Source organism: Cellulosilyticum ruminicola JCM 14822 (genome assembly GCF_001311925.1).
Taxonomy (GTDB): domain Bacteria; phylum Bacillota; class Clostridia; order Lachnospirales; family Cellulosilyticaceae; genus Cellulosilyticum; species Cellulosilyticum ruminicola.
Genome location: NZ_BBCG01000002.1, coordinates 135519 through 155910 on the forward strand (window position 1 = coordinate 135519; position 20392 = coordinate 155910).

At 33.2% G+C, this 20392-nt stretch carries 24 protein-coding genes and 10 tRNA genes; 2 read left to right on the plus strand and 32 right to left on the minus strand.

Going from position 1 to position 20392, the window contains the following annotated elements:
* Positions 1-26: 26 nt before the first annotated feature.
* The 6 genes from yihA to tig all read right to left on the minus strand — a co-directional run bounded on the left by yihA (position 27) and on the right by tig (position 8183).
* A complete protein-coding gene (gene yihA, locus JCM14822_RS01465) occupies positions 27-620 on the minus strand; it encodes a ribosome biogenesis GTP-binding protein YihA/YsxC (protein WP_054739001.1) in 594 nt (197 codons plus the stop codon).
* A gap of 26 nt (positions 621-646) precedes the next feature.
* Positions 647-2953: an endopeptidase La gene (lon, locus tag JCM14822_RS01470; RefSeq protein WP_054739003.1), complete on the minus strand. Its 2307-nt coding sequence runs from the start codon at positions 2951-2953 to the stop codon at positions 647-649.
* Positions 2954-3014: 61 nt separating this feature from the next.
* A complete protein-coding gene (gene lonB, locus JCM14822_RS01475) occupies positions 3015-4661 on the minus strand; it encodes an ATP-dependent protease LonB (RefSeq protein WP_054739005.1) in 1647 nt (548 codons plus the stop codon).
* 185 nt (positions 4662-4846) lie between these two features.
* Positions 4847-6136 (minus strand): ATP-dependent Clp protease ATP-binding subunit ClpX, encoded by a 1290-nt coding sequence (gene clpX / locus JCM14822_RS01480; protein ID WP_054739007.1) that lies wholly within the window; start codon positions 6134-6136, stop codon positions 4847-4849.
* 17 nt (positions 6137-6153) lie between these two features.
* Entirely contained in the window at positions 6154-6735 is a 582-nt protein-coding gene (gene clpP, locus JCM14822_RS01485; protein ID WP_054739009.1) for an ATP-dependent Clp endopeptidase proteolytic subunit ClpP, read from the minus strand.
* A 149-nt stretch (positions 6736-6884) separates the two neighbouring features.
* Positions 6885-8183, minus strand: a complete 1299-nt coding sequence (gene tig / locus JCM14822_RS01490) for a trigger factor (RefSeq protein ID WP_054739011.1) — start codon at positions 8181-8183, stop codon at positions 6885-6887.
* A 317-nt stretch (positions 8184-8500) separates the two neighbouring features.
* Here tig and JCM14822_RS01495 point away from each other — a divergent pair, with 317 nt between their 5' ends.
* Complete coding sequence (locus JCM14822_RS01495; protein ID WP_054739013.1) at positions 8501-8944, plus strand: hypothetical protein; 444 nt, start codon at positions 8501-8503, stop codon at positions 8942-8944.
* Between the two features lie 111 nt (positions 8945-9055).
* On the opposite strand, the gene JCM14822_RS01500 is transcribed toward JCM14822_RS01495, so the two are convergent.
* Entirely contained in the window at positions 9056-9601 is a 546-nt protein-coding gene (locus JCM14822_RS01500; RefSeq protein WP_054739015.1) for a DJ-1 family glyoxalase III, read from the minus strand.
* 129 nt (positions 9602-9730) lie between these two features.
* Between JCM14822_RS01500 and JCM14822_RS01505 the strand changes: the two genes are divergently transcribed.
* Positions 9731-10180 carry a CYTH domain-containing protein gene (locus JCM14822_RS01505; RefSeq protein WP_054739017.1) on the plus strand — a complete coding sequence of 150 codons (450 nt, stop codon included), beginning with the start codon at positions 9731-9733 and terminating at the stop codon, positions 10178-10180.
* A 131-nt stretch (positions 10181-10311) separates the two neighbouring features.
* Here JCM14822_RS01505 and JCM14822_RS01510 read toward each other — a convergent pair.
* The 25 genes from JCM14822_RS01510 to mazG form a co-directional block, all read right to left on the minus strand.
* A tRNA-Gln gene (locus JCM14822_RS01510) sits at positions 10312-10383 on the minus strand.
* A 6-nt stretch (positions 10384-10389) separates the two neighbouring features.
* A tRNA-Arg gene (locus JCM14822_RS01515) sits at positions 10390-10463 on the minus strand.
* Positions 10464-10467: 4 nt separating this feature from the next.
* Positions 10468-10538 (minus strand) — tRNA-Gly (locus tag JCM14822_RS01520).
* A gap of 29 nt (positions 10539-10567) precedes the next feature.
* A tRNA-Leu gene (locus JCM14822_RS01525) sits at positions 10568-10649 on the minus strand.
* Positions 10650-10703: 54 nt separating this feature from the next.
* Positions 10704-10776 (minus strand) — tRNA-Lys (locus JCM14822_RS01530).
* Between the two features lie 26 nt (positions 10777-10802).
* Positions 10803-10874: transfer RNA gene (locus JCM14822_RS01535), tRNA-Gln, on the minus strand.
* A 30-nt stretch (positions 10875-10904) separates the two neighbouring features.
* Positions 10905-10978 (minus strand) — tRNA-His (locus tag JCM14822_RS01540).
* 7 nt (positions 10979-10985) lie between these two features.
* Positions 10986-11059 (minus strand) — tRNA-Arg (locus JCM14822_RS01545).
* A gap of 4 nt (positions 11060-11063) precedes the next feature.
* A tRNA-Gly gene (locus JCM14822_RS01550) sits at positions 11064-11133 on the minus strand.
* Positions 11134-11182: 49 nt separating this feature from the next.
* The gene (locus tag JCM14822_RS01555) at positions 11183-11785 is read right to left on the minus strand and encodes a metallophosphoesterase family protein (RefSeq protein WP_054739019.1); all 603 of its coding nucleotides are present in this window, start codon (positions 11783-11785) and stop codon (positions 11183-11185) included.
* A 30-nt stretch (positions 11786-11815) separates the two neighbouring features.
* Entirely contained in the window at positions 11816-12412 is a 597-nt protein-coding gene (locus JCM14822_RS01560; RefSeq protein ID WP_054739020.1) for an XTP/dITP diphosphatase, read from the minus strand.
* A 79-nt stretch (positions 12413-12491) separates the two neighbouring features.
* Complete coding sequence (locus JCM14822_RS01565) at positions 12492-12935, minus strand: chemotaxis protein CheW (protein ID WP_054739022.1); 444 nt, start codon at positions 12933-12935, stop codon at positions 12492-12494.
* Positions 12936-12956: 21 nt separating this feature from the next.
* Positions 12957-14067, minus strand: a protein-coding gene (prfB, locus tag JCM14822_RS01570) for a peptide chain release factor 2 (protein WP_177326918.1) whose coding sequence is annotated in 2 segments (ribosomal slippage) — positions 12957-13991 and positions 13993-14067 — 1110 coding nt in all. Because the reading frame shifts where the segments join, the coding sequence is not laid out codon by codon here.
* Positions 14068-14231: 164 nt separating this feature from the next.
* Positions 14232-14304: transfer RNA gene (locus tag JCM14822_RS01575), tRNA-Met, on the minus strand.
* Between the two features lie 44 nt (positions 14305-14348).
* Entirely contained in the window at positions 14349-14627 is a 279-nt protein-coding gene (locus tag JCM14822_RS01580; protein WP_054739027.1) for an FtsB family cell division protein, read from the minus strand.
* Positions 14628-14719: 92 nt separating this feature from the next.
* Positions 14720-14923, minus strand: a complete 204-nt coding sequence (locus tag JCM14822_RS01585) for a hypothetical protein (protein WP_054739028.1) — start codon at positions 14921-14923, stop codon at positions 14720-14722.
* 203 nt (positions 14924-15126) lie between these two features.
* A complete protein-coding gene (yabQ, locus tag JCM14822_RS01590; RefSeq protein WP_054739030.1) occupies positions 15127-15360 on the minus strand; it encodes a spore cortex biosynthesis protein YabQ in 234 nt (77 codons plus the stop codon).
* Positions 15361-15374: 14 nt separating this feature from the next.
* Positions 15375-15644, minus strand: coding sequence for a sporulation protein YabP (gene yabP / locus JCM14822_RS01595; protein WP_242861362.1), 270 nt, complete (start codon positions 15642-15644; stop codon positions 15375-15377).
* An 80-nt stretch (positions 15645-15724) separates the two neighbouring features.
* A complete protein-coding gene (locus tag JCM14822_RS01600) occupies positions 15725-15964 on the minus strand; it encodes an RNA-binding S4 domain-containing protein (protein WP_054739035.1) in 240 nt (79 codons plus the stop codon).
* A 204-nt stretch (positions 15965-16168) separates the two neighbouring features.
* The gene (locus JCM14822_RS01605; RefSeq protein ID WP_054739036.1) at positions 16169-16591 is read right to left on the minus strand and encodes a flavodoxin; all 423 of its coding nucleotides are present in this window, start codon (positions 16589-16591) and stop codon (positions 16169-16171) included.
* A 142-nt stretch (positions 16592-16733) separates the two neighbouring features.
* Positions 16734-17045 carry a Crp/Fnr family transcriptional regulator gene (locus tag JCM14822_RS23425; protein ID WP_330377227.1) on the minus strand — a complete coding sequence of 104 codons (312 nt, stop codon included), beginning with the start codon at positions 17043-17045 and terminating at the stop codon, positions 16734-16736.
* A 102-nt stretch (positions 17046-17147) separates the two neighbouring features.
* Positions 17148-17414 carry a cyclic nucleotide-binding domain-containing protein gene (locus tag JCM14822_RS23430; protein WP_330377228.1) on the minus strand — a complete coding sequence of 89 codons (267 nt, stop codon included), beginning with the start codon at positions 17412-17414 and terminating at the stop codon, positions 17148-17150.
* A 175-nt stretch (positions 17415-17589) separates the two neighbouring features.
* Complete coding sequence (locus JCM14822_RS01615) at positions 17590-18984, minus strand: NADP-dependent glyceraldehyde-3-phosphate dehydrogenase (RefSeq protein WP_054739039.1); 1395 nt, start codon at positions 18982-18984, stop codon at positions 17590-17592.
* 211 nt (positions 18985-19195) lie between these two features.
* Entirely contained in the window at positions 19196-19471 is a 276-nt protein-coding gene (locus tag JCM14822_RS01620; protein WP_054739041.1) for an HU family DNA-binding protein, read from the minus strand.
* 132 nt (positions 19472-19603) lie between these two features.
* Entirely contained in the window at positions 19604-20305 is a 702-nt protein-coding gene (gene mazG, locus JCM14822_RS01625) for a nucleoside triphosphate pyrophosphohydrolase (protein ID WP_083461211.1), read from the minus strand.
* Positions 20306-20392 lie beyond the last annotated feature (87 nt).

Consider the following 20392-nt stretch of genomic DNA (forward strand, 5'->3'; position numbering starts at 1 on the left):
TCCCCCCATGTATATATCAATAAATTTTATTCTACTACCTCTACTTTTTCTTCAATGATTTTCCATAACTCTTCTCTACCTTGTTTTGTCTCTGAAGAAAAGGCAATAAGTTTATCTTGAGGTGTTAATCCTAATCCTTTACGAATTACAGATAAATGTTTTTGAACTTGACTACGTTTAATTTTATCCATTTTTGTAGCTACTACGATTACTTCATCATGATAATGTGAAATCCAATCATACATCATCTTATCGTTTGCACCTACTTCATGTCTGATATCAATTAATAAAATGATTTTTTTAAGGTTTTCTCTCTCTTGAAGATAACCTTCAATAAGCTTACCCCATTTTTCTCTTTCTGATTTAGATACTTTAGCATATCCATATCCTGGTAAGTCTACAAACATATAAGTATCTTGAACTGAATAAAAATTAATTGTTTGTGTTTTACCTGGTTGCGAACTGGTTCTAGCTAATGCTTTTCTGTTTAATAATGTGTTAAGAAGTGATGATTTCCCTACATTTGACTTTCCTGCAAATGCGATTTCTGGCATTTCATGTACTGGGAACTGTGATGCTTTCCCTGCTGTAATAACCATTTCTGCTTTTGTTACGTTCATTTAATTTCTCCTTTATGCTGCCTCTTTTATGCAAATACATGTGCAAGTACATCATTCATTGTTGTAGCATACACAATATTTAAGCCTTCTATAATGCTTGCATCCATTTCATCTACATTTTTCTTATTTTGTACAGGTACAATAATCTCATTAATATTAGCACGTTTTGCAGCAAGTAATTTTTCTTTTAAACCACCAATTGGTAAAACGCGTCCTGTAATTGTAATTTCACCTGTCATAGCTAAATTAGCTTTAACTGGCTTTTCTGTAAGCGCTGAAATCATAGCTGTTGCCATCGTGATTCCTGCTGATGGCCCATCTTTAGGTACAGCACCTTCTGGAATATGGATATGTAAATCCTCTTTTTCATAGAAATCTTCTGCTACACCTAATTTATCCGCTTGTGAACGGATATAACTTATTGCAGCTTGTGCAGACTCTTTCATTACATCTCCTAATTTTCCTGTAAGTTGTAATCTTCCTTTACCTTTCATACGCCCAACTTCAATAGATAATGTGTCGCCACCCACACTAGTCCATGCAAGACCTCTTACTATACCTACTTCAGACTTTTCATTTTTCTTATCATAAGTATAAACAGATGCTCCTAAGTAATCTTTTAACTTAGCAGGTGTAATTTGAACGACTTCAACTTCATTTTCTACCATTTCACGTGCTACTTTTCTACAAATCTTAGCTAATGTTCTCTCAAGATTTCTTACACCTGATTCTTTAGTATAATTGCTAATTAAATATAACATATTAGCTTTGCTAATCTTTACATTCTTAGTTGTTAAAGCATGTTTTTTTAATTGATTTGGTAATAAATATTTTTGGGCTATCTCTAATTTTTCTGATTCTGTATAGCTATTTACTTCTATTACTTCCATACGATCGAGAAGTGGTTTTGGAATCGTTGATAAAGTATTTGCTGTTGTAATAAATAAAGTTTTTGATAAATCTAAAGAAACCTCTAAATAATGATCTCTAAATGCATTATTTTGATTACTATCTAAAATCTCAAGAAGCGCTGCTGCTGGATCACCTTTGAAATCTCCTGACATCTTATCTATTTCATCTAATAACATAAGTGGATTCATAGTTTTAGCTTCTGTCAAGCTATATACAAAGCGCCCTGGAATAGCCCCTACATAAGTTCTTCTATGTCCTCTAATCTCAGCTTCATCACGTACGCCACCTAATGAGACACGTACATAATTTCTACCAGTTGCTTTCGCAATAGATTTTGCAATAGAAGTTTTACCTACCCCTGGTGGCCCTACTAAGCAAATAATAGGCGGTTCACCATTCGGTGCTAACTTTTTAACAGCTAAATATTCAAGCACACGCTCTTTAACCTTAGTTAAGCCATAGTGCTCTTTTTCAAGTACTGTAGACGCTTTTTTAAGATCTAAATTTTCTTTAGTTTCTGTGCCCCATGGTAATTCTAATACAGTCTCAATATATCCTCTAATTGTACCACTCTCCGGTGAAGCTGTAGCAGTTTTCTTAAGTCTATTGATTTCTTTTTCAATCTTATTTCTAACTTCTTCTGGTAATTCAAGCGATTTAAGTTTGGCTTCATATTTATCTAAATCTGCTTGAAGCCCATCTTTATCACCTAATTCATCTTGTATAATTTTGATTTGTTCTCTTAAGAAGTATTCCTTTTGAGATTTATCAATATTCCTTTTAACTTTACTATAAATATCTTTCTGAATATCTAAGATATCAATCTCTGAATTTAATATTTCAGCTACCTTATACATTCTCTCATTCAAGTCTAAGCATCCTAATACTTCTTGTTTTTTCTCAACTTCTACAGGAATATGCCCAATCATAAGGTCAATCATTTCTACGCTATCTTTAACCCCTAATATACCATATAACACTTCATCCGTAATACCTGGGCTAAGCTCTGCATAGCGTTCAAAAAGTTCACCTATTGTACGAAGTAATGCTTCATATTCTGTATCCATTACTTTCTCTTCTTCAATAACTTCAATGTTCGCTGCTATAAAGTCATCATCTGTAAGGCTAACAATCTTAGCACGTGATTTACCTTTTACAAGGATTTTAACTTGTCCTTCAGATATTTTAACCATTTGTTTAATGTGTACAATAGTACCTACTGTGTATAAATCACCTTCTTTAGGATCATCCACACTAGCATCTTTTTGTGCAACTACAAAAAGCATTTCATCATCTTTCATAGCTTCTTCAATAGCCTTTAATGATTTGGTACGGCCTACATCAAAGTGCATTACCATTTTGGGGAAAATAGTAATTCCTCTAAGTGGTAATACCGGAATTGCATTTATTTCTTTATTCATATATCCACCCTCTTTATTTTTGCATTGTTTCTACTTGGGCATTAACCTAAATTATATTCTCTTACGCATGAATGGCACGATTTGCTACATCTATAATGTTTTCTCCAAAAACATATGTGATCATTTCTTCTACGGTTTCTACAGGTATAACATCTATATCTATTTCTTTAAATAATTCTTGCATATTATCTTTAGGAATAATTACTTTTTTAACACCTGCTTCCTGAGCTGCCATAATTTTTTCATATACTCCGCCAACCGGACAGACTAGTCCTTGAATAGATACTTCCCCTGTTATAGCCACTTCATTTGGAATAACCTTATTAAATATTGCAGAATATAACGCACATAAAATGGCTAATCCAGCTGATGGGCCATCTACAGGTAAACCCGAAGTAAAGTTAACATGTAGTAAATATTCGTCTATATTTACATTATATCTCATTTCTAAAATTGTGAGTACATTTTCCATAGAATTTGCGGCCATGCTTTTTCGCTTACCCGTACTACTGCGCATCTTTAAATCTTCTTGTTCAATAATACCAGTAATCTTTAGTTTACCCCCTTTTTGCTTCATATGAAAAGCTATAGCTTCTATATCCAATAAAAGTCCAGTATTTAAACCAGTAACAGCTAATCCATTTACCTTTCCTATGCTTGCTTTAGCAGCATCTACTTTTTTGCTATATCTTTTATGATAATGCCCTGCTTTTACAACCCATTCTACATCCTTAGCACAAATTTTCATCTTACCATCTAGCTTCACTAAACTATATGCAGTTTGTAACATATTAACTGTATCACGGCCATTTTCGCAGTACTCACCAATAAGTGTTCTAGCTTCATTTTCTATCTCAATATCCTCTTTAGCTACCGTATGATCTACAATAGATAGAATATCATTATAAGATAAATCTTTAAAGAAGATTTCCATACATCTTGAACGAAGTGCCGGAGGTAGATCTTCTGGTCTTTTAGTTGTAGCACCTACTAAACGAAAATCTGCTGGTAATCCATTTCTAAATACATCATGTATATCTTTAGGAATATTCTCATCTTCCTCTGAATAATAAGCACTTTCCAAAAAGACTTTTCTATCTTCTAACACTTTAAGAAGTTTATTCATTTGTACACCATGTAACTCTCCAATTTCATCAATAAATAAAATTCCTCCATGTGCTTTCGTTACAGCTCCAGGTTTAGGTTGAGGCACTCCTGCTTGTCCATAAGCTCCTGCCCCTTGATAAATAGGATCATGAACAGAGCCAATAAGTGGATCTGCAATGCTTCTTTCATCAAATCTTAGCGTTGTAGCATCTAATTCTATAAACTTAGCATTCAACGCAAAAGGGGATCCTGGTGAATACTTTGCAATCTCTAAGGCAATTCGTGCTGCTGCCGTCTTACCAATACCAGGATTTCCATAAATTAAAACATGCTGGGGATTTGGACCACATAAAGCAATTTTAAGTGCTTTCATCCCTTCCTCTTGCCCAATAATATCTTTTTCTTCTTTTGGTCTTAATCTTTCAGACAAAGGCTCTGTTAAACTTATTGCTCTAAGGGCCCGCATCTTTTCTAACTTTCTACTTGACTCAGTATATATGTTAGCTTTAGTAGTTGTTTGACTTTTAAGTTGTAATAAGAAATACATTCCTATTACACATGTAAAAACTAGTTGTACACCTATCATTAATTTTTCTAACATAAAAAGTCCTCCTGCTCATAGTAATATACTTTATTCAAGTATTGCCCATAAGCAAAAAAAGGATACAATTTATAAAATAGAAATAGGTGCCTAAAAATATTTTCTTAGACACCTATTTTAGCTTAATACTACGTCCTAGCTTAGAAAACAAACTTGTATTTGCATTTAAAGTTAACTTTAAATAATTAAGCTGACTCATTATTAGATTTTTTATTTTTATCTCTAGGATTTGTTCGATCATTATAAACAAGTGTAGGTTGCTTACCTTCCTTGATTACTTCTTCATGGATAATAACTTTTTCTAATGCATCACCCATAGAAGGTGCTTCATACATAATATCTCTCATAATGTTTTCGAAGATTGCACGAAGTCCCCTTGCACCAGTTTGTCTCTCAATAGCAAGTTCTGCTACTGCAACTAATGCATCTTTATCAAATTCTAGATTGATATTATCTAATTGGAATAATTTCTTATATTGTCTCTCAAGAGCATTCTTAGGCTCAGTTAAGATTTTTATAAGTGCATCTTTATCTAAGCTATCTAATGAAACGATTGCAGGAATACGTCCAATAAACTCTGGAATCAAACCAAATTTAATAAGATCTTGAGGTTCCACTTGTCTATAGATTTCTCCTACACTTTTATCTTTCTTACTTACGACATTTGCACCAAATCCCATTGTTTTCTTACCAGTTCTGTTTTCAATAATCTTTTCAAGCCCATCAAAAGCTCCACCACAGATAAATAAGATATTAGTTGTGTCAATTTGAATAAATTCTTGATGTGGATGTTTTCTTCCACCTTGTGGTGGTACAGATGCTACAGTTCCTTCTAAAATTTTAAGAAGTGCTTGTTGTACACCCTCACCACTTACATCACGTGTAATAGATGGATTTTCAGATTTTCTAGAAATCTTATCAATCTCATCAATATAGATGATACCCATTTGGGCTTTTTCTACATCATAATTAGCAGCTTGGATAAGTTTTAATAAGATGTTTTCAACATCCTCACCTACATAACCAGCTTCTGTTAATGAAGTAGCATCAGCAATAGCAAATGGTACATTTAACATTTTTGCAAGTGTTTGTGCTAAAAGTGTCTTTCCTGAACCTGTAGGACCTAAAAGTAAAATATTACTTTTTTGAATCTCAACATCATCATTTTTACTAGGTGCTTTATTAATACGTTTGTAATGATTATATACAGAAACCGCCAATGCTTTTTTAGCTTCCTCCTGACCAATAACATATTCATCAAGATGTGCTTTAATTTCCTGTGGTTTTGGAATATCCATTAAATCTGATTCTTCATAGCTTGTTTCAAGCTCTTCTTCAATAATTTCTGAACATAACTCAATACACTCATCACAAATATATACATTCGGTCCTGCTATAAGTCTTTTAACTTGTTCTTGTGTTTTACCACAAAATGAACATCTAAGTTGTTTTGTATCATCAAACTTTGTTGGCATTCTGCACCTCCTTTTTACTATTTAGATTCAATTACTCTATCAATTAAACCGTATTTAAGTGCTTCTTCTGCTGTCATATAATTGTCACGCTCTGTGTCGTTGCAAATTGTCTCATAATCTTGACCTGTAAATTCAGCCATCATTGTATTCATACGTTTTTTAATACGAATAATATGTTCTGCTGTAATTTGAATATCTGTTGCTTGACCTTTTGCTCCACCAAGTGGTTGGTGAATCATAATTTCTGCATTTGGAAGCGCTAAACGTTTGCCTTTTGTTCCTCCTGCGAGTAAAAAAGCCCCCATACTTGCTGCCATACCCATACAGATTGTTGATACGTCACACTTGATATAATTCATTGTATCGTAAATAGCCATACCAGCAGAAATTGATCCACCTGGGCTATTGATATAGAGCATAATATCTTTATCTGGATCTTCGGCTTCAAGGAATAATAATTGAGCTACTACAAGGTTAGCTGTTACTTGATTAACCTCATCTCCTAAAATAATGATACGGTCTTTTAATAGTCTTGAATAAATATCATATGAACGTTCACCCCTATTGGTTTGTTCAACGACCATTGGAACTAAACTCATTTTCATAGCCTCCTCACATCATTTTATATTGCTAACTATAATCTTTATTATATATTGTACCAAATATTTCTGACAATACACAAATGCCGAGTTGTGAAATAACGGGATTACTCCCTTTATTTCCTAACTCGCATTTTTAAGATTACTTATTATTTTTCTACAACATTGGCAGATTCTGTAATAACTTTAGCTGCATTTTGAACTTTGATATCTTGTTTTAAAGATTCTAATTGGAATCCATCAAATGATTTTTTGATATCTTCGAATTTCATGTTGTAGTGTAATGCCATTTGTTTTAATTCTTCATCTGCTTCTTCATCAGAAACTGTGATGTTTTCTAATTCTGCAACTTTTTCAAGTACAAGACGTGTAGCGATTTGTTTTTCAGAGTCAGTTTTGAAGTTTTCTCTGAAAGCATCCATTGTTTGTCCTGTGAATTGTAAGTATTGCTCTAATTGTAAACCTTGAGCTTGCATACGGCTAGCGAATGTTTGTACGTTTCTATCAACGTTTTCTTCGATCATAGCTTCTGGTACTTCAATGTTAGCATTTTCTACAGCTTTGTCAATTGCTTGTTGTTCAGCAGCTGCTTTGTTAGCTGTTTGTTTTTCTTTTTCAAGTTTTGCCTTAACATCAGCTTTATATTCAGCTAATGTTTCAAATTCTGAAATATCTGCTGCAAATTCATCGTTGATTTCTGGTAATTCATTTACTGTGATAGATTTAACTCTTACTTTGAACATTGCTGGTTTACCTGCAAGTGCTGCTACATGGTATTCAGTTGGGAATGTAACGTTAACTTCTACTTCTTCACCAATGTTTTTACCGATTAATTGATCTTCGAAGTTATCGATGAATGATTTTGAACCAATTACTAATGGATAATCTGTTCCTTTCCCACCTTCGAATGTTTCACCATCTACGAAACCTTCGAAGTCGATTGTTGTTTTATCTTGTGGCATAACTGCTCTATCTGTTACTGTGATTTCACGAGCATTTTTTTGTGCTTCAGCAGCTACTTTAGCGTCTACTTCTTCATCTGTAACTTCAGCTTTTTCTACTTCTACTGTTAATCCTTTGTAATCTCCAAGTGTTACTTCTGGTTTAACTGTGATGATAGCTGTATATTTCATGCCTTCTTTAGACATTTCTTCTACTACTAATTCGTTATTTCTGATACGTGCAGCCATTTCGATTTTGTTTTCTTCTACTGCATCGAATAATGTTTCATCGATTAAGATGTCTGCTGCTTTGTTATAGAATACTTCTACACCATACATTTTTTCAATCACAGCTTTTGGTACTTTACCTTTACGGAATCCTTGTATATGGAAGTCTTTTTTCATAGCTTCATAAGCTTTGTCGATTGCTGCAACAACTTTAGCGCCTTCTACCTCTACTGTAAGTTTTACTTGGCTTTTTTCCATTTTTTCTACTTGTGTACTCATTAAAATTTATCCTCCTTAAGGTTAAAATCACATGTTTTAATAATGTATACGCATAAATATAGCATTTTAAACTAACATTTCGTTATTATACCATAGTCTTATGAGAAAATCTATAATATATTTTACAATATTTCATATTAATTTTTTATTTTTTTGAAATTTTTTAGTCTTTTTGTTTTATAAATTTATAATTTAGCACTTTCTAGGACTCTCACATATTCCAAGTATTACATCTAGAATTACAGTATGCCCTGCAATATAATATTAATATGTAATACTTTGTAATATGTACTTTGATAAGAGGAAAGGGTAATAGCATGGATCAATTTTCCCGTAGCTATATGTCTCTCACAACTTTTGACAAAATATATAACACTAATATTAGACCAAAATTAGAGGCAATAGATACTTTTTTAAAAACAACACCAGCACCTTATAATATCGATGAGGTTGCAAATCTTTTTGAAATCTCTCCTCATAGTATTACTCAAATTATGACGGAGCACAATCTAACTACCTTAGACCGTACAAGTATTTTTATGCTTATATGCCACTTGCCTCATGACATCTGTCACCTTATTAAACGTCAATGGCAGTATCAAAATGCATCATATTATACGTCAGAAATGATTGCGCATATTTATAAACTTAATATTCATAAAGTAACAAGTGCCTTTGAGGAGTTACGCATCAGTGTTGCTCATGAAGAAGATTTAATAGAGATTTTTAAACGCATACATATTTCCATATTTAAATTCTAATATGTATATCCCTAATAAACTACTCTATTAATATGTCGTTCTTATAAAATTTATACTTTATTTTAAAGGTGTTACATGTAGTGCACATTATACTTGTAACACCTTTATATATTATTCACTTACAATCATAGCTTTAGCTATCTTACAAGCTGCTTCTTCACCTTTAATGACACTTAAGATAGCAAGTCCAAACTCTAAAGCCGCACCTGCCCCTTTTCCTGTAATGATTTTATTACTTACTACTGCACGTTCATTGACAACAGTTGCACCAGTTAATGCATCTTCACACCCTGGATAACAAGTTGCTTTTTCACCCTCTAATAATCCAAGTTCACCTAAGATAGTTGGTCCCGCACAAATAGCAGCAATCCATTTACCTTCTTTTTTAAATGCTTTTAAATTTTCTACTAATGTTTCATTAGCTTTTAAATTATCTACACCTGGAATTCCTCCTGGTAATACCATCATATCAATTTCATCATGATTCACTTCATCAATTGTTTGATCCATATTAATACTAATTTGACGAGCACTAGCTACAGCTTTACCTGTTACGCCTACCATACTTACATCCACGCCGCCTCTTCTTAAAACATCTACAACTGCTAATGCTTCTACTTCTTCATAACCAGTTGCAAAATATACTGCTACTTTCATTTATAACATCCTTTCTGTTACATTTTTCTCTTATAATATGTTTCCTATACTATTCTAATACAATATATTTCTTTTATCATTACTTTTTATGCTATATACTATATTTATCACGCATAAAGGAGCATTTATATGGAAATAGAACGCAAATACTTAGTCAAAAACTTACCTGATCTTTCTCTTTATACCTATAAAAAACTGACACAAGCTTATATAAGCACTAAACCAGTTATAAGATTACGTCAAATGAATGAAGATTTCTTCTTAACTGTCAAATCTGCTGGACATCTTATACGTAATGAATTTGAAATGCCTATTAGTCACGAAGAATATCTGTCATTATTAAACAAAGTTGAAGGTACTGCTATAGAAAAAACAAGATATTATATACCACTTACCAATAATCTAACGGCCGAATTAGACTTATATCACGGTTTTTTAGAAGGTTTGCTTACTGTTGAAGTTGAATTTAATAGTGAAGAAGCCGCTAATATTTTTACTGCCCCAAATTGGTTTGGTGAAGACATTACTTTTGATGCACGTTACAAAAATAATCAGCTTGCTTTACACGGTAAGCCATAAAACTCAAATCACTTTATTAAAGCAAAGAGGTGCTGCAAAAAATTTCTATTACAGCACCTCTTCTTATATTATATTTATTAATCTGCAAAATAATAAAAAGCTGTAGATCAAATTCTACAACTTTCAAAATACAGGGCTAGAAGGATTCGAACCTTCGAATGCAGGAATCAAAATCCTGTGCCTTACCGCTTGGCGATAACCCTATATACCGTATCCACAGGGATTCGAACCCCGGACCCACGCCTTAGAAGGGCGTTGCTCTATCCAGCTGAGCTATGGATACACAGAGCGGGTGATGGGAATCGAACCCACGTAGTCAGCTTGGAAGGCTGAAGTTCTACCATTGAACTACACCCGCATATCACTTTATACTTTTATTATATCACATGCGGGCGAAGGGAGTCGAACCCTTACACCTCGCGGCGCTAGATCCTAAGTCTAGTGCGTCTGCCAATTCCGCCACGCCCGCATATTAATTAACTACTTTAACATCTTATCACATTGTGACTTGATTGTCAAGTAATGAGCCACCGGGGAATCGAACCCCGGACAACTTGATTAAAAGTCAAGTGCTCTACCGACTGAGCTAGTGACCCATGGTTAGGTAAAAACCTAACTCAAGCAGGGCTAGAAGGATTTGAACCTTCGAATGCAGGAATCAAAATCCTGTGCCTTACCGCTTGGCGATAACCCTACATTAACAGTTATGAAATTCATAACCCAAGGTGGGTAATGGGGCTCGAACCCACGACACCTGGAACCACAATCCAGTGCTACTACCAACTGAGCTATACCCACCATATACCGTATCCACAGGGATTCGAACCCCGGACCCACGCCTTAGAAGGGCGTTGCTCTATCCAGCTGAGCTATGGATACACAGAGCGGTGATGGGAATCGAACCCACGTAGTCAGCTTGGAAGGCTGAAGTTCTACCATTGAACTACACCCGCATATCTCATATGTTTTATCAACAAGCGTTTCGCTCTTGGCGTGTCTCGCTCACTGACAAAACATATTATATCTAAGACCTTTGCATACGTCAACACTTTTTTTAACTTTTTTATAAAAAACATTTCTACACGCCGGATGCATTGATATACAATGGTTTCGATCCATTTGCATAATTGCAATATTTGTTATTTTTTTATTTTCTATGTCTAAAATAGCATATGAATATCCAAAACCATCTCTTGGTTCACTCATACTTCCTGGATTTAACACAATAAAACTCCCATGCTTTTCTACATGGGCGCAGTGAGAATGACCACATACTGCCGCTTTTGCTTCATAAGCCTGGGCGTCTAACATAAGATTTTCATAATCTCCCCACTTTACATCATAGCGATGACCGTGTGTCATAAATATAGGTACGCCTCCTACTTCCACAATTTTTGTATAGTCATCTCCATATCCTAACCCATCACAATTGCCATACACTGCATGTATAGTAAGCTCTGGATATAATTTTTGAAGTCTTCTTGCATCATCAATATTGTCTCCACAATGTAAAATAGTCGTTACACCTCTTGGAATCACTTGTTCTAATACTTCTTCCACATTACTAATATTTCTATGTGTGTCACTTATTACTAATACTTTCATTCACTAACTCCTTTATTGCGTACCCTAAAATTAATCTAACATATCTTTAATCTTTTCTTTCATAGTGCGAAGTGCTTTTGCGCGGTGGCTAATTTTATTTTTTTCTTCCATTGTAAGTTCAGCAGTTGAACGTTCAAGTCCTGGTACGAAGAATATAGGGTCATATCCAAAACCATTTGTTCCTTGAGCTTTATATCCAATATAACCTTCAATTGTTTCTACCGCTGTTTGTGTTTCTTTTCCCTTCATAGCCATCGCAATTGCACATACGAATCTTGCTGTACGTTCTTCTCTTTTAACATCTTTTAAACGATCTAAGATGATTTGGTTTTTCTCTGTATATGGTGTATCTTTCCCTAAATATCTTGCTGAATATACACCTGGTTCTTTATTTAAATAGTCAATTTCAAGTCCTGAATCATCTGCTATAACTATAGCATCTGTGTGCTGCTTTAAAGCTTCTGCCTTAATAATAGCATTTGCTTCAAATGTTGTTCCATTTTCTTCGATTTCCATGTCTAATCCTACTTCGCCCATTGTATATACTTCTACTGGTAAATCTCCTAGTACTGCTTTGATTTCTTTTACCTTGCCTTGATTTTGAGTTGCTACAATTATTTTTTTCATATAAGTATCTCCTCTTTACTCATAATATGTTTTATAAAAAAGAGGTGTTTAACCACCTCTTCTTGCATTGATTATATATTTACTTTAATACAATTTGCTTACTTTCTGAAATAAGAATATCTATATCTAAAAGTAAAATAATATGCTCTTGTTCTTTTATAATGCCATTTACACAACTTACTTTATCTACTTCAGTAATTTGTGGTCCTTGTTCTACGTCCTTCGTTTCTATTGTAAGTATTTCTAAGACTTTATCTACCATAAAACCTACTCTAACATCTTCTAAATTAAGCAATATAAACTGACAACTACTCTCATCTTTAAATGCTTCAAGTCCTAATCTTGTACATAAGTTTACAATTGGATAAACAGTTCCTCTTACATTAATAATACCTTGAATGTAAGACGGCACTTCTGGCACCGTTCTAATTGTACTATAATTTAGGATTTCTAATACACTCATAATATCTATACCAAATTTTTGCCCTTGTAATTGAAATACTACAATTTGCTTCGTAGTCATAAAACAGCCCCCTATATCTAATTAATCTTTTTGGTGAATCCAAGCTAAATATGCATTCATAAATTTATCAATATTTCCATCCATCACGGCTCCTGTATTACCAGTTTCTTCGCTTGTCCTATGATCTTTCACCATATTATATGGATGGAATACATAAGATCTAATTTGACTTCCCCATGCAATATCTTTCTTTTCTCCACGAATTCCATCTAATGTATCCATGCGTTCTTGCTCTTCTTTTTCATGAAGTTTAGCCTTTAACATTTGCATTGCTTTTTCTCTGTTTTGAATCTGAGAACGTTCATTTTGACATTGTACAACGATTCCTGTTGGTATATGTGTAATACGTACAGCTGAATCCGTTGTATTGACGTGCTGTCCACCAGCTCCTGTTGAACGATAAGTATCAATACGTAAATCTTCCATACGTACTTCTACTTCAATTTCATCTGTAATTTCTGGCATTACATCACAAGATGCAAAAGATGTGTGTCTTCTGCCTGAAGAATCAAATGGAGAAATACGTACAAGACGATGAATACCTTTTTCTGATTTTAAATAACCATATGCATTTTCACCACTGATTTGTAAAGTAACTGATTTTACACCAGCTTCATCTCCATCTAAATAATCTAGTACTTCCACCTTGAAGCCACGGCTCTCTGCCCATCTTGTGTACATACGAAGCAGCATTGCTACCCAATCACAAGCCTCTGTTCCGCCAGCTCCTGGATGAAGTTCTAAGATTGCATTATTTTTATCATACTCACCATCTAATAGTGTAGCAATAAGCATTTCATTATAATCTTCTTCAAATTGTTTTGCACTTTCCACTGCTTCGCCTGCTAATTCTTGATCATCTTCTTCATTAGCCATTTCAATGAGTACAAGTACATCCTCATAATTAGCACAAAGCTTATCATACTTTTCTGTTGTATCTTTATAACCTTTAAGCTGCTGCAAAGTTTGTTGTGCACGGTCTATATCATTCCAAAACTCAGTTTGCATAGATAATGCTTCCAGCTCTTCTATTCGCTTTTTACACTTATCGATGTCAAAGAGAGTTCCCCATTTCTATTAATTTTGTTTTGTATGGCATTAGCGACACTTGTAGCTGTTCCATTTCTAACATCTTATCACTCCTTATTGTCTATTCTCTTTAATCATATATTGCCTTCTAGTATATATTCAACACTTTTTTATCTTTTTATAAACTTTTATTAAACCAAAAGTACATAGCATTTTTTCTGCTCATAAAAAAAGCAGCATCACAATCTGTCGTGATACTGCTTTACATAGCGGAGATAGGACTTGAACCTATGACCTTCGGGTTATGAGCCCGACGAGCTGCCAACTGCTCCACCCCGCACTATTTATAAACTCAGTATAAATCTATTTTTCTATTTGTCAAGGCTACGGTTTTGCTCTAATAATAATTGTATCAGAATCCACCATTCCTAATTGTTCTCTAGCTACACGTTCTATATATTCAGTCGACTCCATTTCTTTTACTTCTTGTTTAAGCTCTGTAAGTTTATTTTTTTGTTTTTCTAATTCTGCTCTATTATTTGTAATATCAACTTCTATCTTTCTAGTCAACTTATTAATCTGATATGTACTAATCATTAATCCTGTTAAACAACAGATTGTAATACCAAATGTAATCTTTTTAACAAGCTTCTTTTGTTTCATATACATCCCTGCTTTTGTATTATTTTTCCTACTTACATCTTAGTAAATTCACAGTATTTTGTAAATGGATTATTTACAGTATTTTATATAACCTATTTAGCTGTTTTATTTTTATTAGCTGCATCAAGTTTTTTAATTGCCTTTTCTTGTTTTTCTGTTTCTCGTTTAAGTTTCTCAGCTGCTCTTTCTTTTTGTTTTTCTTCTAGATTAATCTTTTTAAATTTAGCATCTACTAATTTTTGTGTACGCTTATCTGCTTCTTGTTGATATTTAATACGTTTCTTTTTATGATACAAAAAAATATTGTTTTTCTTTTTTAAGTTCAATTTGATTATTTATATATCGTATAGGTCGTTTAACTGTCTTAACACACCATCTTACAGGGATTAAAAAAGCTGCCAGAGCCTTTTTAGCAAAGCCTTTACATAGTTAATTACGGCTGTTGCAGCTTTCATAAATACTATACTAAATGTGGCGAAGTAAAATACTGCACCTAATATCATACCCACAAATATAAATGCCTAATGGCAGCATAATTAGTAATATACAATATATAAAAACCAACCAGACCGCTTACAATCCAATACAACACATCTTCTATTTGTACCAGTAAATCAGGGATTTTTACAATCTTTCGTGTAACTCTTATGATATCAAAAAGCATTCCCAAAATGATACCTATTTCAATAGAGGTTATAAACAATAAAGCTTGGCTACTTACAATTTCATTCATCCATCATCACCATCTTACTTAAATAGTTTTGACATGATGGAACCTTTCTTCTTTCCAGAACCTTGACTATCATGATACACTAGATCATCTATTGTCCCTTCAACAATCAATTCACCATCATCCAAAGTCATTTTTACAATATGCAAACCATTTCCTTTGATATCTACATAACCTCTACTTGTTTCTAACTCTATTATATTTTCATCAAATGAGAACACATCACTTACACCACTTATAGAAAGTCTTTGTCTATCAATCATATTTATAACATGCTTCTTAGACATTTTATCTTCCATTTCATTTCACCCTTTCATACAATAGCTAATTACCTATTATCTATTTATATGAAGGTAAAATTGTTTTATTACACAATACGGTACAAGTCAGCTGTTTCTTCTTTCTTAACATGCTCTTTGATTTGTACTACCTCATATTTAGTAGTTTGTTCACCAAATCTAATCTCAATCACATCACCAATTTTTACATCAGTACTTGCTTTAGCTACTTTGTTATTAATCATAACACGTCCTGCATCACAAGCTTCTTGCGCAATTGTTCTTCTTTTAATAATACGACTTAATTTTAAATATTTATCAATACGCATATGAACCTCCTTAAATATTAATAGTACCTTATAAAAATCTATATCTTCCTATAGATTCTATAAATACTTATTTTGTCTTTACGCATCATTTTATTTATATAAACTTATATATAAAGAAAAATCTACACTTTATGTGTAGATTTTTTCCTACTTATTTAGTATACCTTTTTTTCTAAATAATATCAATTATAGCCGATTTAGTTATTATAAATTCGCCAGCATTTTGCCAAAAACTTTGCAAGCTTCTACTGCTTCATCATCTTCTGGTGTTTCTTGAATAATCAATCCATCTCCCACTAGTTGTGCACCATATGATTTCATACGTTCTTCCCATTCTTTCATCCATTCACCTTCACCCCAGCTATATGAACCAAATAAAGCTACTTTTTTACCATTTACTTTATCACTTAATGCATTTACTAATGGTTCCATATATTCTTCATCTAATTGTTCTGCGCCGTATGCTGAACATCCTAAAATAATCACTTCTTCATTTGCAATCTCATCTGCATTTGCATCTGCTGCCACTATAAGCTCTGCTTGTTTGCCTGCTGCTTCAATTCCATCTTTCATTAACTGTGCCATTACTTCTGTATTTCCTGATGTACTATAATAAACAATCTTCATTTCTAATCACTCCTATTTATGTTTTGCGTTTTTGATAAGTTAATTATATCTGCAACGCATTTTAAAGAATGTGATTTGAATCAAATTATATCATTTTTATAAAAACATTTAATGTATTTTATACATATGCTTCTATTCCTTCTTAATCTAAAATAATAATCGTTTTAGTCCCAACGATTTCTATAAGTCCCTCTTCTTCAAACTTCTTTAGCTTTCTACTAATTGTCTCACGGGTTATTCCTATATAATTAGTCATTTCTTCTCTAGAAATAGGTAATTTAATTATAACTTTTCCTTCTTTTATGTTCCCATACTTTTCACCTAAATCCATAAGTAAATAAGCCATCCTAGAATCCACATCATTAGTAGCTAAGTTTTGTACTAGTGATTCAACTGAGGCTAAACGTGCACTTACATTTTCTAGTAGCTTAATCCCAATCTCCGGATTTTGCATAATAATATCTTTTATTTCACGCTTTTTAAGAACACATATATTTGTTTTTTCAATTGCTTTAGCATTAAATTTATATGTAGAACTACGTAAAAGTTCTAACTCTCAAAAAAATTCTCCCTCTGATAGCACATATAATATTTGTTCTTTACCATCTCTCGTATATTTATATAACTTAATCTTACCCGTATTTACAAAACAAAGTGCATCTGAAACATCTTCCTTATTAAAAATCATTTCACCTTTATTGAACAAATAATGCTTTATCTTATTTACAATTTTTTCAAATTCCTCACAATCTAAATTCTCAAATATAGATACCTTGCTTGCACAAAGTTTTCTTTGACAATTACTACAACCCTTTACCTTCATTACCTTCTCCTTATTACACTTAAATCTCTTTTTCTTATTGAGTATATTATAATAAGTTTTCTTCCTAGCTGAAGTATCACTAGCTACCAATGAAAGTTACCCCTCTTATACCCTAATTAAATTAAGACATAATAAAAAGCTGCTTATGGATGTTCCATAAACAACTTTTTAAAATCTATAAATTAATAACCGTAGATTTAATACGAGTCATAGCCTCTATTGAATACGAGATTCCTTGTACACCTATACCAGAACTTTTTACACCTAAAAATGGTAGATGGTCTGGGCCTCGTTCTGTTTTATTGTTAATTTGCACAGTTCCTACTTCTAATTTATCTGCCACTTCAAAAGCTCTATGCATATTTGTTGTAAATACTGAAGCTTGCAGACCATATTCCGAAGCATTTGTAATTTGAATAGCTTCTTCTTCTGAATTCACACGAATAATCGGGAGTACAGGACCAAAAGGTTCTTCCCACGCAAGGCGCATATCAGTTGTAACATAATCAAACAATGTTGGTGTAATTAAATTACCTTTTCTTTCTCCACCACAAAGTAATTTAGCACCTTTTATTTTCGCTTCTTCAATAAGTCCTTCTACAAAATCAGCCGATCCTTCATTAATAAGAGGTACTACATCTAATGTACCCTCTATCTCCACAGGATTTCCTACTTTAAGTTTCTTCATTTGTTCTTTTATTTTTTCTGCCAAGGCATCTGCTACTTCATTTACAACAATAACACGTTTAATAGCTGTACATCTTTGTCCTGAATATGCAAATGCTCCACCTACAATATGACTTGCAGTTAAATCTAAATCTGCATCTTCTAAAACAACAGCTGCATCTTTTCCGCCAAGCTCCATAAGAAGCGGCACCATCTTTGCTTCTTTTGCAATATGATTACCAACTTCTGTACTTCCAGTAAAATTGATAAAGTTAATATCACAGTGTGTTACAATATAATCTCCAATTTGACTTCCCTTACCCGTTACAATCCCTAATACACCTTCTGGAAGTCCTACTTCAATAAATAATTTAGCCAAAAAGCTCCCTGATAAACTTCCTTGTGTAGCCGGTTTGAAAACAACCGCATTGCCACTCACTAATGCAGGCGCTATTTTAGATGCTGCTAAATTCACAGGATAGTTAAATGGTGAAACGGCTAATACTACACCTATAGGTACATGTTTAATAATCGCAAACTTCCCTTTATTTCCACCCGGGAAACTATCTGCATTTATATTTTGCCCATGCATGTTTTTAGCTGTATCTGCTGTAAATTTAATAAGATCTGCTGTTCTGACTACTTCTGACTTTGCACTCTTTTGATCTTTACCAACTTCTTTAATCAGTAAACTTGTAAGTTCCACTTCATGTTCTAATAACAACTCAGCTACTTTATATAAATACTCCACTCTCTCATGAAGTGGTTTATCACGCCATATTTTAAAGCCATTCTTTGCCCTCTGAATAATCTCATCCACGTCTTCTCTACTCATTGCAGGAACTTTACCTATTACTTCATCTGTTAACGGTGATTTTATATCTATAAATTGTTTCGCTATCATATTAAATACCCTCTCTAATTATTTGTCCTCTCTTTTCATATTGTTTATAGACTTAGTATACCCATCGCCAATTTATAAATATGTGATTCAAATCAAAAAGGAATATAAAGGTTGTTGAAAAGATGGTCAGACTTGTGGGCAAAAAAGAAGAGATATATTGTAAATATAATCTACAACATATCTCTTACTTATATAAACATCAAACTCTTAATTAGCCACGAACGATGTCTTTAAGTTGTTTACCAGCTTTAAATTTAGGAGCTTTTCCACCTGGGATTGGCATTTCTTCATTTGTTTTTGGATTTCTACCAACACGTGGTTTACGTTCTGTAACTTCGAATGTACCGAAACCTACTAATTGAATTTTTCCCCCAGCTTTAAGTTCTTCCATAACAACATCTTCGAATGCTTTAAGAGCTTTCTCTGCATCTTTTTTGCTTAATTCTGCTTTTACAGCCATAGCTGCTACTAATTCAGATTTGTTCATTATTTCTTCCTCCTCTATTCATGCATTTCACATGGATATATGTATTGAAGACTAGTCTTGCTCAATGCTCCACGTCCGCTCTAAACGGTTTCTATAAAACCAATTTAAAACCTGTTTTCCTTGCGCAAAACCTTAGTTTTCAATATATCTAAATCTATTTATAAACTTTTCCACTGACTTTGTCAAGGCAAATTCCGCATTTATGTTAAAAAAAGTGGATAATTTTACTATGTCAAGCAGTAAATTTCCTATTTCTTCATCAAATTGCACATTTTCTGTTGTTTGTAGGGTATTTTCAAGGGTTTCAAGCCTCTTTCTCATCGCTGAAATAGTGCCTAAAACATCCTCATTTATAAGCTTAGATTTCTTAGCCTTTCTGTAAACCTTTTGGCCCCTTGTAAGAGCTGGTAATGCTTTCGCAACTCTCTCCATTGCTTCAAGGGGTGTTTCTTCATTTTTTTCTTCTTGTTTTAATTTTTCCCAGTTCACAAGTACATCTTCTGCAGTATTTACATCCTTCATTTCACCAAATACATGTGGATGACGATATACCATTTTACTTGCTATATCATTTACTACATCCTCCATAGTAAATTCATTAGCTTCTTTTGCTATCTGTGCATGCATTACAACCTGCAGTAAAACATCTCCTAGCTCTTCACGCATATTAGTAATATCCTTATTTTGAATTGCATCTACTAACTCATAACTTTCTTCTAATAAACAGGCTTTAAGGCTTTCATGCGTTTGCTCTTTATCCCAAGGGCATCCATTTTCACTTCTTAACTGAGCTATAATTTCTAGAAATTCCTCATAAGTATATTTCTTTTCCATAATCTACTCCTTAATATATTATATTTCCATATGGCTGTTATAGATTTCTAAACTCTATTTAACATTTTACCATATCTTCACGCATTG

Excerpts from the sequence above, each read along its gene's own strand:
- JCM14822_RS23430 (WP_330377228.1), bottom strand. The coding sequence starts at position 17,414 with ATGAAGGTAAAGGGTTGTAGTAATTGTCAAAGAAAACTTTGTGCAAGC.
- clpP (WP_054739009.1), bottom strand. The coding sequence starts at position 6,735 with ATGAGTTTAGTTCCAATGGTCGTTGAACAAACCAATAGGGGTGAACGT.
- JCM14822_RS23425 (WP_330377227.1), bottom strand. The coding sequence starts at position 17,045 with ATGCAAAATCCGGAGATTGGGATTAAGCTACTAGAAAATGTAAGTGCA.
- yabP (WP_242861362.1), bottom strand. The coding sequence starts at position 15,644 with ATGTCTAAGAAGCATGTTATAAATATGATTGATAGACAAAGACTTTCT.
- JCM14822_RS01615 (WP_054739039.1), bottom strand. The coding sequence starts at position 18,984 with ATGATAGCGAAACAATTTATAGATATAAAATCACCGTTAACAGATGAA.
- JCM14822_RS01505 (WP_054739017.1), top strand. The coding sequence starts at position 9,731 with ATGGAAATAGAACGCAAATACTTAGTCAAAAACTTACCTGATCTTTCT.
- JCM14822_RS01555 (WP_054739019.1), bottom strand. The coding sequence starts at position 11,785 with ATGAAAGTATTAGTAATAAGTGACACACATAGAAATATTAGTAATGTG.
- JCM14822_RS01500 (WP_054739015.1), bottom strand. The coding sequence starts at position 9,601 with ATGAAAGTAGCAGTATATTTTGCAACTGGTTATGAAGAAGTAGAAGCA.
- JCM14822_RS01565 (WP_054739022.1), bottom strand. The coding sequence starts at position 12,935 with ATGACTACGAAGCAAATTGTAGTATTTCAATTACAAGGGCAAAAATTT.
- mazG (WP_083461211.1), bottom strand. The coding sequence starts at position 20,305 with ATGGAAAAGAAATATACTTATGAGGAATTTCTAGAAATTATAGCTCAG.
- JCM14822_RS01580 (WP_054739027.1), bottom strand. The coding sequence starts at position 14,627 with ATGAAACAAAAGAAGCTTGTTAAAAAGATTACATTTGGTATTACAATC.
- JCM14822_RS01620 (WP_054739041.1), bottom strand. The coding sequence starts at position 19,471 with ATGAACAAATCTGAATTAGTAGCAGCTATGGCTGTAAAAGCAGAATTA.
- yabQ (WP_054739030.1), bottom strand. The coding sequence starts at position 15,360 with ATGAATGAAATTGTAAGTAGCCAAGCTTTATTGTTTATAACCTCTATT.
- JCM14822_RS01600 (WP_054739035.1), bottom strand. The coding sequence starts at position 15,964 with ATGCGTATTGATAAATATTTAAAATTAAGTCGTATTATTAAAAGAAGA.
- tig (WP_054739011.1), bottom strand. The coding sequence starts at position 8,183 with ATGAGTACACAAGTAGAAAAAATGGAAAAAAGCCAAGTAAAACTTACA.
- clpX (WP_054739007.1), bottom strand. The coding sequence starts at position 6,136 with ATGCCAACAAAGTTTGATGATACAAAACAACTTAGATGTTCATTTTGT.
- lon (WP_054739003.1), bottom strand. The coding sequence starts at position 2,953 with ATGAATAAAGAAATAAATGCAATTCCGGTATTACCACTTAGAGGAATT.
- JCM14822_RS01605 (WP_054739036.1), bottom strand. The coding sequence starts at position 16,591 with ATGAAGATTGTTTATTATAGTACATCAGGAAATACAGAAGTAATGGCA.
- JCM14822_RS01560 (WP_054739020.1), bottom strand. The coding sequence starts at position 12,412 with ATGAAAAAAATAATTGTAGCAACTCAAAATCAAGGCAAGGTAAAAGAA.
- lonB (WP_054739005.1), bottom strand. The coding sequence starts at position 4,661 with ATGTTAGAAAAATTAATGATAGGTGTACAACTAGTTTTTACATGTGTA.
- yihA (WP_054739001.1), bottom strand. The coding sequence starts at position 620 with ATGAACGTAACAAAAGCAGAAATGGTTATTACAGCAGGGAAAGCATCA.
- JCM14822_RS01495 (WP_054739013.1), top strand. The coding sequence starts at position 8,501 with ATGGATCAATTTTCCCGTAGCTATATGTCTCTCACAACTTTTGACAAA.